A 13,158-nucleotide genomic window follows, 5' to 3' on the forward strand; every position below is an offset into this window, starting at 1 on the left:
ATCAACAATAGTTCAAGAACCCTAGGTAACTTCATATTTTCGATAAAATTAAGACAATCTATTTTGGGCAAAATTACAAAGGTTAAAAAGGTGACACCTTTAATGAAGCAGTACAATGCCATCAAGACCAAACATCCTGATGCGCTTTTACTTTTTCGTGTTGGGGATTTCTATGAAACCTTTGGTGCAGACGCCATAAAAGCCGCTGAAATTTTAGGTATAGTGCTCACCCACAGAAACAACGGTGGTGACCAAACGGAACTTGCGGGCTTCCCACACCATTCCTTAAACACCTATCTACCAAAACTGGTCAAAGCAGGGCAGCGGGTGGCCATTTGTGACCAACTGGAAGACCCCAAACAGACCAAGAGTATCGTAAAAAGGGGGGTGACCGAGCTAGTGACACCGGGGGTTGCTTTAAATGATGACATTTTAAGCGCCAAGAGCAATAATTTTCTCGCAGCCGTGCATTTTGGAAGGAAAAAATTGGGGGTTGCATTTTTGGATATTTCAACGGGGGAATTTTTAATCTCCGAAGGCTCCATGGAGCAAATTGATAAATTATTGCAAAACTTTGCCCCAAATGAAATTCTGGTCCCAAAAACGCATCGGAAGGAATTCACAGAGCAGTTTGGCACAACGTACCACAGTTTTTTTCTTGAGGATTGGATTTTTCAAGAAGACTACGGCAACGAGCGCCTAACAGACCATTTTAGAACCATAGGCTTAGAAGGCTTTGGTGTCGCACATCTACAGCACGGCATTATTGCCGCTGGGGCGGTACTGCATTACTTATCGGAAACCCAACATAGACAGCTAAAGCATATCAATAAAATTGAGCGAATCGCAGAGGAATCCTACATCTGGATGGACCGTTTTACCATTCGTAACCTAGAACTCTACCAATCTGCCAATACCAATGCCGTCACCTTGTTGGACGTTATAGACAAAACTATTTCACCAATGGGTGGTCGTTTGTTAAAAAGATGGTTGGCGCTTCCTTTAAAAGACGTTGCAGAGATTACCCGTCGCCATGAGACGGTTGGTCACTTGAAAGATACAAGTGCGGTCTTAGAAAAAATGCAGCATTGGATGAAGCAAATGGGGGATTTGGAACGATTGATCTCCAAAGTGGCCACCGGCAAAATCAACCCAAGGGAGGTAGTTCAGTTAAAAAATTCACTTTTGGCGGTGCAGCCCATAAAACAATTGGCGTTAAAAAGTGGCAACAAAGCACTACAAGGTCTGGGAAACAACTTAGAGGATTGTAGGTTGCTTACAGAAAAAATAAAGGCAATGCTCAACGAAGATGCCCCGGTCAACATCGCCAAGGGAAACACCGTTGCCACTGGATATTCCAAGGAATTGGACGAATTACGCGGGTTGGCTTTTTCCGGCAAGGACTACCTTAACAAAATGTTGGCCCGTGAGACTGAAACTACGGGTATTACCTCATTAAAAATTGCGTCGAACAATGTTTTTGGATATTATATTGAAGTCCGGAACACGCATAAAGACAAGGTGCCAGAAAGTTGGATACGCAAACAGACCCTTGTTAATGCAGAACGCTACATTACAGAAGAGCTTAAAGAATATGAAGCTAAAATCCTTGGTGCGGAGGAACGTATTTTTACTCTGGAACAACAGTTGTTTGAGCAGCTTTTGGTTTGGATGCAAGCACATATCACCGAGGTACAGCAAAATGCCCAAGGAATTGCCAGATTGGATTGCCTTTGTGGTTTTGCACAGTTGGCAAAAGACAACAATTATACCCAACCAGAGATAAATACCTCTACGGATTTAATCATTAAGGATGGCAGACATCCGGTGATAGAAAAACAGCTTCCATTGGGTGAAACCTACATCACCAATGATGTTGTTCTCAACAGGGAAGAACAGCAGATCATTATGATCACAGGACCAAACATGAGCGGTAAATCTGCCATTCTTAGACAAACCGCGCTCATTGTTCTCTTGGCCCAAATGGGAAGTTTTGTTCCTGCGGCATCTGCCCAAATTGGCTTGGTAGATAAGATTTTTACGAGGGTTGGGGCAAGTGATAACATCTCCATGGGGCAGTCTACCTTTATGGTTGAAATGAATGAGACCGCTTCCATCCTCAACAACTTATCCGAAAGAAGTCTTGTCCTACTTGACGAAATTGGCAGAGGCACATCTACCTATGACGGTATTTCCATTGCCTGGGCCATTTCCGAATACCTGCATGAACATCCTTCGAGGGCCAAAACGCTTTTTGCAACCCACTACCATGAACTCAATGAAATGACCAACACCTTTGAACGAATCAAAAATTTTAACGTATCGGTCAAGGAGTTAAAAGACAATGTTCTCTTTATAAGAAAACTGGTTGCGGGAGGCAGTGAACACAGTTTTGGCATCCATGTGGCCAAAATGGCCGGTATGCCGCAGCAAGTAGTACAAAGGGCTGGCAAACTTTTAAAAAAGTTGGAGCAAACGCATGCCACGGAAGATAACGGTGCGCGTCTTCAATCTGGACAGGACGAGCTTCAACTAAGTTTTTTTAACCTAGACGACCCCCTTTTGGAAGAAATCAAGGAGGAAATCCTGCATTTGGACATTGACACCCTAACGCCAGTAGAGGCCTTAATGAAGCTCAACGAAATCAAAAGGCTATTGAGTAAGAACAAAAAAGCAACTTCCTAGTCCAATATCATTATCTTATGGTAATGGACTAATGTTTCTCCCTATTGGGATACTTATCAAAAACAGCCAACGAAGTAATGTTTAAAAGGATACCATTCATTTAAATTTTGGAGCGGCTATTATTTTTCATTCAAAAATTGTTTTAGATTACAAGAATTGTTTTAAATTTGCATCCGCATGTTAATAAATATGCACGTTCATACAAACGCGAAAATAGCTCAGCTGGTAGAGCATCACCTTGCCAAGGTGGAGGTCGCGGGTTCAAATCCCGTTTTTCGCTCAATTTCGACTCCGCTCAGTCAACCAGAGTGGAGTTTTTTTTTGAGGTAAAAAAAAATCAGATGAAGTCCTGCTCGAGTGGTGGAATTGGTAGACACGCCGGACTTAAAATCCTGTGGGCATTTGCCCGTGCGGGTTCAAGTCCCGCCTCGAGTACAGAAAAAGCTACAATCCCCGTATTGTGGCTTTTTTGTTGCGACCAATCTTACGTACCAACAATTTGGTCTTCCTGTTCAAAAAGCCAATTCACATTCCTGTATTAGGGCATTTAAAGTTCCCCATTGTATCTTTATCCCAAATTAAGATAAGAAATGAGATTATTTTTTGGTTTTATCCTCCTATGGGTTGCATCGGCCTGCATTAACAATAAAACAGAAGATAAACGTGGGGTTGCTGTCCCCAAAACTGCTCCCCAGCCCATTTTTAGTTCCTTATCCCCATCAAAAACCAATATAAATTTTAAAAATACACTTCAGGAAAACCTTTCTACCCTGGACAACTTGTTCGATTATGACTATTTCTATAATGGGGCTGGCGTAGGCCTGGAAGACATTAATAACGACGGGTTATTGGACATCTTTTTTTGTGGCAATCAAGTTCCCAATAAACTTTACCTAAACAAGGGAAACTTTGTGTTTGAGGATATCACGGAACAAGCTGGCATTAACCAAGGAAAGATATGGACCAACGGGGTCACCTTTGTTGACATCAACCATGACGGCTGGATGGATATCTATTTGTCCCAAGGCGGACCAAACCAAAGGTTACAAAGAAAAAACCTGCTATTTTTAAACCAACAGGACAATACTTTTAAGGAGGTTGCGGAAGAAATGGGACTTGCAGATATGGGCATAAGTACCCAGTCCGCTTTTTTGGACTACGATAAAGATGGTGATCTTGACCTGGTGGTAATGAATGAAAATGAATACTATGGCGTTGATCCCATTACCTTGGGCAACTTAATCACAAAAAATGAAGAGGCCGCTTATTTTAACTCTTCCCACTTTTATGAAAATAGTAACGGTAAATATGTGGACGCTACCAAAAAAGTGGGTTTAAATAGGCCAATTTTTGGATTGGGTCTTTCCATTCATGATTTTAATGGAGATATGTGGCCAGATATTTATATTGCAAGTGATTACTATTTACCTGACGCCCTATTTATTAATAATCAAAATGGTTCTTTTACGGATGAGATAAAAACCCATACCAACCAAATCTCTTTCTATGGCATGGGAATGGACGTGGCGGATATTAATAATGATACCCATGATGACATCTTTGTTTTAGATATGGCAGCTAGCGACCATAAACGGTCCAAGACACTTATGGCCTCAATGGATACCAAAAGATTTGAGTTTTTAACCGAAACTGCAAAATTCCACCACCAATATATGTACAATTCCCTGCAGTTGAATACCGGGACCAATCAATTCAACAACATAGCACATTTAACCGAAACTGCAAACACGGATTGGAGCTGGTCCGTTCTTATGTCCGATTTTGATTTTGATGAAGACAAGGATATTTATATTACCAATGGTTACCGCCGCTACGCACTGGATAATGATAGCCAGCGAAAGGTGTTCCAAGCGAGGCAAAAATACGGACGTAATGTACCCCTATCCGTAAAAAAGCAATTGTACAATGACCTTCCCACAGAAAAATTACCCAATATTTTATACCAAAACCACGGGGATTTAAGGTTCCAAGAATCAGCGGCGACATGGGGTTTGGCAGACTATACTTATAGTAATGGAGCTGCAACGGGCGACTTGGACAATGATGGTGATTTGGATCTTGTCATCAATAATCTGGATGATATGGCCTTGGTTTACCAGAACCATACGATGGAAAGGGAAAACAAGAACTACATTAAAATCCAGCTAAAGGGAAACCACTCTGAACAAACCGCGAAGGTTGTTCTTAACTATAATGGAAAACAGCAGGCCGTTACCCCAAGAAGGGTCAGGGGATATAGATCTTCCCAAGAAAAGGCCGCGTATTTTGGTTTGGGAAACAATACGATTATAGATTCCATAGACATAATTTGGGACACCGGTAAAAAGCAGACCCTAACCAACATAGCGCCCAATACTACCGTTGAGGCTTACATAAATGCTGCTACCAAAACCTATAAAGCCCCAAGCTCAACAACTCTTTTTGAAGAGATTAGCACACCCAAAATATCCCATACACATATTGAAAATCCGTACAACGATTTTGAAAAGGAAATTTTATTGCCGTACAAACAATCCTCATTAGGCCCATTGATGAGCAAAGGAGACGCCAATGGGGATGGATTGGAGGATGTCTACATTGGAGGGAGCTCCGGTCATGCCGGCCAGTTATTTATTCAAGGTGCCAATGGGTTTTCCAAAAAAAGGACCATCGCATTTGAGCTTGACAAGGACTTTGAAGACATGGAATCTGTATTCTTTGATTTTGATGGTGACAATGACTTAGACCTATTTGTGGCCAGCGGCGGCAATGAATTTGAGGAGCACTCGTCTCTTTTCCAAAACAGACTCTATGAAAATGATGGAAAGGGCAATTTTAATAAAGTTAAGGTAAAGGCCTTTGAGGAATATCCAAAAAACAGTAAAACCGTTGCCATTATAGATTTTGATGATGACGGGGATCCGGACATTTTAATAGGCAACCGTGTCATCCCTAAGAACTATCCAACGTTCCAACCCTCCACATTATACAAAAACGAACAAGGAACTTTTGTAGACGTAACCCAAGAATTTGCACCCGGACTCTTAGATTTTGGCATCATAAACAAACTCTTGGTCACGGATTTTAACAGCGATGGCAATGAAGATTTTATCGCCGTGGGGGAATGGACAGGTATCGGTTTTTTTGAAAATAAGGACGGTAGGTTTGTCCAGGTCAAGGATGAATCCAAAAATCCTGGTGCCACGGCCAAGGGTTGGTGGTTTACAGCAGAAGAGACTGACGTGAACAAGGATGGACTAAAGGATTATGTCATTGGTAATGTAGGCCAAAATCTAAAGTTTAAAGCAAGTAAAGAAAAACCCCTTAAAGTGTACGCAAATGATTTTGATGACAATGGAACCACAGATGTTGTCCTAAGCAAAAAATACAATGGTGAGTACGTCCCCGTTAGGGGCAGGGAATGCTCATCGCAACAAATGCCTTTTATCAGTGAAAAATTTGAAACCTATTCTGAATTTGCCGACGCAAAACTCATCGATATCTACGGGGATAAACTTGACAAAGGATACGCTGCAGAGGCAACCGATTTCCGCTCCGTTCTCTTGATTAACCAAGGTGATGGTGTTTTTAGACTTGGTTACCTGCCCATAGAAGCCCAGTTTATACCTAATTTGAGTTACTGTGTACAAGACCTTAACCATGATGGTTTTGAAGATATTGTGGTTACCGGGAATATTTATGAAACGGAGGTAGAAACCCCTAGGCTGGATGCCTATTCTGGAATTGTTCTTATATCCAACCAAAAGGACGGCTACAGCGTGTTGGCACCAAGCAAAAGTGGGCTCATTGTCAACGGAAACATCAAGGATGCGATTTTTGTGGAGCATCGGGACCAAACGCTTTTGCTGACAGCCCAAAATAATGGAAAATTACAGCTATTTCAATGGCAAGACCAATAAAAAATCGACCTTAAAGTAAGGTAAATGCAACATCAATGTTAACAACATCCAAATGTTGCTCATTTCGGTTGAAATTAATTAACTTACCCGCAAAATCAATCATTATGAAAAGTATTCTTTTATTCTTTTGTGTTTTTTCCATGTTTTTGGGTGAAGCGCAGTATTCTGGACAGTTTGCCTCATCTGGCTCTGCCGCGGGAAATGCCAATGGATTAGGACAGCTTGAACAAGCTTTGGGACCAATCAATGAACGTAATAGTAAAACGGCAAAAAAAATGGAAACCATTCAGGGTTCTCCATATACATCAAATACATTCCTCCCTGGAAACGTGTACTATAAAGAAGAAAACACGGGGAGCGTTTTCTACCGTTACAATGCGTACAATGAAGAAATAGAAATAAAAACCCAAAACCTGGAAGACGCCCCGATAAGAGGTCTTAGCCGAGACAAAAATATTGCCGTAATCGGGGTAGATGGCAGACAAGTAAGATTTAGCACTTTTATTGACAAAAGGAACAGAACGCAAAATGGGTATCTAACCTTAGTGCAGGACGGGAAATTTAAGCTCTATGAAAGAAACAACATCAAGTATACGGAAGGGCAGCCCGCCCCAAACCCATTTATTAAAGCAGTTCCGCCAAAATTCTCACAATTTAAAGAGTATTATTTGGAGATTGAGGGAAACAACAGGGTTGATGAGGTAGAGCTTAAAAATAAGAAACTCTTAAAATTATTGCCCGCGGATATGAAAGTGTCCACACAGCAATATTTAAAAGAAAATAAAATTAAGATTAAGGACATTGAGGATTTGATGGCGGTAGTCACCTATTTGAATCAATAAACAAAAAACTTTTATCCACTTAGACCCTACTACTGCCGTAGTGGGGTTTTTTAATAGGCATCATACCATCAAACATGAAAAAGGGTAACCTCATCTACGGCATTAGGGCAATCATAGAAGCTATTGAAGCCGCCAAACCGATCAATAAAATATACCTTCAGCGCGGATTGTCGGGAGACCTTTTCAAAGAATTGGAGCAACACATCAGAAGAAAGGGACTAAGCAGTTCTTATGTACCTGTGGACAAACTCAACAAACTTACCACCAATAAACACCAAGGTGCCATTGCAAGCATTTCCCCGGTAGCTTTCCAGGACTTTGAGGCCACAGCCGAAAAAATATTGACAAGTACGGAAAAACCCTTGTTCCTTATTCTCGATGGTATTACAGACGTCCGCAACTTTGGGGCCATTATCAGAACAGCGGAGTGTACAGGGGTCCATTTGATCATTGTTTCCAAAAACGGTGCAGCCCCCATAAATGATGACACTATAAAAACCTCAGCAGGTGCCGCCTTTAACATTCCCATCGCAAAGGTAGACCATATAAAGGATGCGCTGTTTTATTTACAGGCCTCCGAGGTAAAAATTGTTGCCGCAACGGAAAAAGCGCCAATGGATATATATCAAGTTGATTTAACCAATCCGCTCGCTATCATTATGGGGTCGGAGGATAGGGGAATAAACCCTTCCGTTCTAAATTTGGTATCAGAAAAGACTAAGTTACCCTTATTGGGCAGTATAGCCTCGCTGAACGTTTCGGTTGCCTGCGGGGTTTTCCTTTATGAAGTGGTAAGACAACGCATGGGTTAATCCTTTGTTTTAGGATTTTTTTTATAATGGTATATAATTTCCGTTTTATCGTCCGGGTCTTGCTCTTGGCCGGTTTCCATAAAATTCCCATCTGCATCAAAGTGCTTTAGGAAGGGATCGTCATCTTCGTTAAAATCCTCTTTTTCCCATTGATACCTTTGCGGACTGGGCAACCGTGTTGGAATTACTTTGGCCAAAACCAAACCAACTAAAAATCCAGATAGGTGGCCCTCCCATGAAATTCCGTCCTCAATCGGGAAAATATACCAAAGCATACTTCCATAAATAAACACCACCCCTAAGGATAGGGCTATCAACCTATAGTATTTTGAAAAAACACCCTTAAAAAAGATAAACGCAGCCAAGGCGTAAATCAACCCACTGGCACCAATATGGTAAGAAGGCCTACCAATGACCCAAGTAAGGGCTCCAGAACATACAACGCCCAGCAGAAACACTCTTAGGGCTGCATCCTTATAAAAATACACCACGGCCAAGGACAAGATGGCCAGTGGAATGGTATTGTTGTACAAATGTTCCAGGGAACCATGAATCAACGGGCTTAGCCCTATGCCAGCCAGACCCTTAATGGTTCTCGGATAAACGCCTAAATAGTTTAAGTTTACCTGAAACCGCACCTCTATCCAGAAAACCGTCCAAATAGCGAGTACGGCAAATAGCGGCACTAGCAGCATGGACGTCGTAAACTTATAATAGCTATTTTCGTTCATGGACCACATAAAAGCAAAGAATTGACCAGTTTAACCAAAACGGCTAAATTGTCAGATATATTTTACTTGGAATGAACCAAATGAACGCACCTTTAGCGGAACGTATGCGACCGGAGCATCTAGAGGATTACATCAGTCAACACCATCTAGTGGGCAAAAATGGCTCATTGACACAACAAATTAAGTCTGGCGTAATTCCATCATTGATTCTTTGGGGACCGCCCGGGACCGGAAAAACCACCTTGGCCAATATCATCGCCAAGGAAAGTAAACGTCCGTTCTATACCTTAAGTGCCATTAGCAGTGGGGTAAAAGAAGTACGGGAGGTCATTGCAAAGGCCAAAGATCAAGGAGGTCTCTTTACCACTAAAAACCCAATCCTGTTTATAGATGAAATCCACAGGTTCAGCAAATCCCAACAAGACTCTTTGCTGGGAGCTGTAGAAAAGGGTTGGGTGACCCTAATTGGAGCAACAACGGAAAACCCTAGCTTTGAAGTGATTCCGGCCCTTTTAAGCCGCTGTCAGGTATATATCCTGCGGCCTTTTTCAAAAGAGGACCTGGAAGCGTTGCTAGAACGTGCCATTAAACAGGATCCTTTATTAAAATCCAAAAAAGTTCATCTCAAAGAAACCGAAGCCTTAATAAGATTGTCCGGGGGTGATGGCAGAAAGCTTCTAAACATTTTTGAACTGCTGATTAATTCCTATCCGGAATCCAAGGTTATTGTTACTGATGAGCTGGTCTTAAAGCAAGTACAGGCCAATACAGTGCTGTATGATAAAACTGGGGAACAGCACTATGACATTGTCTCTGCTTTTATAAAATCCATCCGCGGTAGCGATGCCAATGCAGCAGTATATTGGTTGGCCAGAATGATCGAAGGCGGGGAAGATGTAAAATTTATTGCTAGAAGAATGCTTATTCTTGCCGCTGAGGACATTGGCAATGCCAACCCTACCGCATTGGTGATGGCGAACACTACGTTTCAAGCGGTGACGACCATTGGTTACCCAGAGGCAAGGATAATCCTGAGCCAATGCGCCATTTATTTAGCAGCATCACCAAAAAGCAATGCCAGCTACATGGCCATCAACAAAGCCCAGCAAAGCGTGAAGCAGACTGGTGACCTGCCCATACCGCTACACTTGCGAAATGCACCAACCAAATTAATGAAAGACTTAGGGTATGGAGATGGGTATGCATACGCCCATGACTACCAGAACAATTTTATTGACCAAGAGTTCTTACCAGAGCAACTAAAGGGAACTTCCTTTTATATTCCAGGAAAAAACGCTAGGGAACAGGGAATGAAGGATTTTTTACTGGCGCGATGGAAAGACAAATATGATTTCTAAAATACAATGACCAATTCCTCTACCATTTTGTCCTGCTCCTTTTCAGACTCAAAATACCATTTCCCCTCTTTCTGGTACACAATTCCCTTAACGCCTTTTTTATCTGCATGAAAAACATTTTCAGCAGCGGTTTTGGTCAAACGGTATTGTATGGTATCCGCGCCATCGACCAAAAGGTAACCATCATTGGTACCGATGGCATTTAAGCTAGTGCCGTTATTTGCAGAAAGGCCCTCCTTGGCTTCAGTTGGCACAATATTGCCATCGGTTGGGGAAGCACTTATGGGAGAAGGGGCTTTGGACTGTTCGGTGACCTGGGTATTTATTTTCTTTGGTGCGGTTGGAGGCCTGTAATTGTGGGTTAATCCAGTAAAATAGGAAGAAGCTTCCGTTATCACCTCTTTATAAGCCTTTAATAAGTCTTTTTCTTTGGTTTGTGCCTCAGGGGTGAGGTATACACTATTTCCCTTACAATCGTTAAGCGCTATGGCCACCTTTGTCTTTAACATGCTAGAATTGTCCTGAACATCCGCAAATAGCGCTAAGCATCTATTCGCTGCGCCATCTTGGGGCAGCTCGTCCTCATACAACACATTAAAGCCCGCCTGTTGCATGAAGTGCTTTATAATGGTGCTACTTTGATATTGGTTATACTCCTTAAAAGTCAAAAACTTTTTGGGTACCACAATGTATTTATATCCATCCAACTGTGCACTTATTGAGGTCCCGTACAAAACTACAAAGGTAAAAACCACTATATTCCTTAACATCTATACAAATTACTAATTAGGGTTCCAAGATAGTATATTCAACCCAAACTGTAAAGAGGCATAGTTACTCGCCGGCAGGTTTTGGTAACCGAGCAAGTTATCCGCCATTAGGTAAAAGTTCACAGGTCCTGCCTGCATACTAACCCCAAGCCCGAGATTGGCAAAGGAGTATTTATCCATGGTGTAAGTGCCTTTTAACGCCAAAACATTGCCCAATCTTTTTTGATAAAAAGCGGTTAACGCCGCCTGGGGCCCTCTGGGCCGATGAATCATGAAAAGTTGCGCTCCTACGGCATTCTTATAATCGATGTTGATATTTCTTCCACTTGGAGCGATATCGCAATCGCAATTTGATTTCTTGCTATATTCCCCAAAATGGTAGCGATAAGATGCATTAAGTTGTGTAGGCCTTAGCGAAAAAAAGGCATCGGCATTGGTATCCAGCGGAATACGTTCTTCAAAATCATCCACCAAATCCTGCCAAATGTCCACACTCAGGTTTCCCAAATCCTCGGGTAAGATAATTTCTATACCCTCATTGGTTCCGGCACCATTTAGGGTGTAGTTTTTAACATCATTATTGTGGTAAATAAACCCGATATCCAGAACGCTAATGGTGAAATAGGAATTTGAACCCAGTCTTTTTGTAAACCCAAAATCAAGACCAACACCTAAGTTTCCGCCCAACAGGGAGCGACCCAACAACCATCTGGGCAATTCTACACTTTGGGCCAAGGTATCATCCCCAAGCAGTTCCAGAAGGCTTTCCACGCCGGAAGTCCTCATGGTAACATCTGCCACTACCGTATTGCGCAAAATATTGTTCTCCCCTTGGGTGGTCACAAAATACCCATCGTTACCTTTGGATGTAAATTCAAATACACTGGAATATACCTTGAACCGCAACCCCGCGGTCAACCTATTGTTAATCTGCCTATTGATGCCAAAATGGAAGACATTGACGGCTTCGCCCCCAGTTGTTAAATGATTGAATTGAAACCTGCGGCCGATATTGTTGGCGTTGCCTTCAAAAGCTAGCTGTGCCAAATCGGACGGCCAATATTGGGCAATAAACCCTTCGCCGTACATGCCAAAAGAATAATAATCCGTAGGCCTTTTGGAACTTCTGAAACCACCCGAAAAAACCTCTATTTGTCCGCTGCCCCCAATGACATCGTTTGGGCTTAAACCATTGACCACACGTTCCCGGAACTTTGTGGTAAAATCAATGCCGTCATTGGCAAAAATATCGTTTACGGCAATTCCACTGCTTCCCGCCTGTACGGAAAGTCCTGACAACAAAGGAACTCCAGCGTGCCATTGGTATGGGGTAATGACCCCTGGGTTTAAAAGTAACGACTGGGGCACTTCATAGAAATCATACAATAACTGCTTATTTTGTGCAGTTACGCCCGCGGTCCAAAGGGCAATGAACCACAAAAAGGTATTGGTCCACCTCATCTGAGTTCTAGGCTAAAGGTAGCACTTGAACGAATTATAATGACTGGGGTACGTTCTGAGGATGTGCTGGAAGCGTCTCCCAAATTCTCCCCCGTTACCTTAATTAAGGTGGTGTTTCTTAGAATATCCAAGCTTTTGCCCCCCTCCCCATAGGCTACCTGACGTTCCAATAAGGGAAAAGGGTGCTCACCAATGGCAAAGTTTTCCGTATCCAGCACTGTTCCAGCATTGTCAAGAAAAGAGATACTCGCGGCTATTGGTTTACTGGTGGTGTTTTCTATTTGATAGGTAATGGTGCCATTAACAACCCGTTCTGAAACAAAAGGCTCGTTAAAGGCTTCAAAGGTAAAGTCCTGTTCGTAAAACGTTCCGCCACCCGCCGCGTTTATGGTGCCTTCATCGGACTCAAAATAAAAAATGCTACTAGACACCTCTGGAATTATGGACAGATTGTTAAACTGGTCAAAATCCTGCTCCTCCGCACAAGAAACGGCGAACAACAGGGCTATATACCAAAGAGGCCTACAAAGGGAACTAATTTTCATCATAGTGGAATACTTAATAAGAGATAACAATCAA

Annotated in this window: 9 protein-coding genes and 2 tRNA genes; 7 read left to right on the plus strand and 4 right to left on the minus strand. The window is 42.3% G+C overall.

Annotated features, from left to right (window positions below):
- The first annotated feature begins 102 nt into the window (after positions 1–102).
- From mutS to rlmB, 6 genes are all read left to right on the plus strand, one after another.
- Entirely contained in the window at positions 103–2,685 is a 2,583-nt protein-coding gene (mutS, locus tag I595_RS04110) for a DNA mismatch repair protein MutS (protein ID WP_054558141.1), read from the plus strand.
- A gap of 207 nt (positions 2,686–2,892) precedes the next feature.
- Positions 2,893–2,965: transfer RNA gene (locus I595_RS04115), tRNA-Gly, on the plus strand.
- 71 nt (positions 2,966–3,036) lie between these two features.
- Positions 3,037–3,120: transfer RNA gene (locus tag I595_RS04120), tRNA-Leu, on the plus strand.
- A 155-nt stretch (positions 3,121–3,275) separates the two neighbouring features.
- The gene (locus I595_RS04125; protein ID WP_054558142.1) at positions 3,276–6,605 is read left to right on the plus strand and encodes a VCBS repeat-containing protein; all 3,330 of its coding nucleotides are present in this window, start codon (positions 3,276–3,278) and stop codon (positions 6,603–6,605) included.
- 104 nt (positions 6,606–6,709) lie between these two features.
- Positions 6,710–7,447, plus strand: a complete 738-nt coding sequence (locus tag I595_RS04130) for a hypothetical protein (protein ID WP_157449638.1) — start codon at positions 6,710–6,712, stop codon at positions 7,445–7,447.
- A gap of 74 nt (positions 7,448–7,521) precedes the next feature.
- Positions 7,522–8,259, plus strand: coding sequence for a 23S rRNA (guanosine(2251)-2'-O)-methyltransferase RlmB (gene rlmB / locus I595_RS04135; RefSeq protein WP_054558144.1), 738 nt, complete (start codon positions 7,522–7,524; stop codon positions 8,257–8,259).
- Here rlmB and I595_RS04140 read toward each other — a convergent pair.
- Complete coding sequence (locus tag I595_RS04140) at positions 8,256–8,990, minus strand: rhomboid family intramembrane serine protease (RefSeq protein WP_054558145.1); 735 nt, start codon at positions 8,988–8,990, stop codon at positions 8,256–8,258. The two genes, rlmB and I595_RS04140, sit on opposite strands and share 4 nt — an antisense overlap.
- Before the next feature lie 80 nt (positions 8,991–9,070).
- On the opposite strand from I595_RS04140, the gene I595_RS04145 reads away from it, so the two are divergent.
- Positions 9,071–10,348 (plus strand): replication-associated recombination protein A, encoded by a 1,278-nt coding sequence (locus I595_RS04145; protein WP_054558663.1) that lies wholly within the window; start codon positions 9,071–9,073, stop codon positions 10,346–10,348.
- Here I595_RS04145 and I595_RS04150 read toward each other — a convergent pair.
- From I595_RS04150 to I595_RS04160, 3 genes are read right to left on the minus strand one after another with little or no spacing between them, the layout of a single operon-like run.
- Positions 10,345–11,118, minus strand: a complete 774-nt coding sequence (locus tag I595_RS04150; RefSeq protein WP_054558146.1) for a hypothetical protein — start codon at positions 11,116–11,118, stop codon at positions 10,345–10,347. The genes I595_RS04145 and I595_RS04150 overlap by 4 nt on opposite strands.
- A gap of 12 nt (positions 11,119–11,130) precedes the next feature.
- Entirely contained in the window at positions 11,131–12,579 is a 1,449-nt protein-coding gene (locus I595_RS04155; RefSeq protein ID WP_054558147.1) for a DUF5723 family protein, read from the minus strand.
- Complete coding sequence (locus I595_RS04160) at positions 12,576–13,127, minus strand: hypothetical protein (RefSeq protein ID WP_245628223.1); 552 nt, start codon at positions 13,125–13,127, stop codon at positions 12,576–12,578. Before I595_RS04160 ends, I595_RS04155 begins: the two co-directional genes overlap by 4 nt.
- Positions 13,128–13,158: the final 31 nt, after the last annotated feature.

The sequence above is a fragment of the Croceitalea dokdonensis DOKDO 023 genome, from assembly GCF_001306415.1.
Taxonomy (GTDB): domain Bacteria; phylum Bacteroidota; class Bacteroidia; order Flavobacteriales; family Flavobacteriaceae; genus Croceitalea; species Croceitalea dokdonensis.

What these genes read in the sequence shown, in the direction of transcription:
- mutS (WP_054558141.1), top strand. Translation starts at nt 103, where the DNA reads ATGAAGCAGTACAATGCCATCAAGACCAAACATCCTGATGCGCTTTTA.
- I595_RS04125 (WP_054558142.1), top strand. Translation starts at nt 3,276, where the DNA reads ATGAGATTATTTTTTGGTTTTATCCTCCTATGGGTTGCATCGGCCTGC.
- I595_RS04130 (WP_157449638.1), top strand. Translation starts at nt 6,710, where the DNA reads ATGAAAAGTATTCTTTTATTCTTTTGTGTTTTTTCCATGTTTTTGGGT.
- rlmB (WP_054558144.1), top strand. Translation starts at nt 7,522, where the DNA reads ATGAAAAAGGGTAACCTCATCTACGGCATTAGGGCAATCATAGAAGCT.
- I595_RS04140 (WP_054558145.1), bottom strand. Translation starts at nt 8,990, where the DNA reads ATGAACGAAAATAGCTATTATAAGTTTACGACGTCCATGCTGCTAGTG.
- I595_RS04145 (WP_054558663.1), top strand. Translation starts at nt 9,071, where the DNA reads ATGAACGCACCTTTAGCGGAACGTATGCGACCGGAGCATCTAGAGGAT.
- I595_RS04150 (WP_054558146.1), bottom strand. Translation starts at nt 11,118, where the DNA reads ATGTTAAGGAATATAGTGGTTTTTACCTTTGTAGTTTTGTACGGGACC.
- I595_RS04155 (WP_054558147.1), bottom strand. Translation starts at nt 12,579, where the DNA reads ATGAGGTGGACCAATACCTTTTTGTGGTTCATTGCCCTTTGGACCGCG.
- I595_RS04160 (WP_245628223.1), bottom strand. Translation starts at nt 13,127, where the DNA reads ATGATGAAAATTAGTTCCCTTTGTAGGCCTCTTTGGTATATAGCCCTG.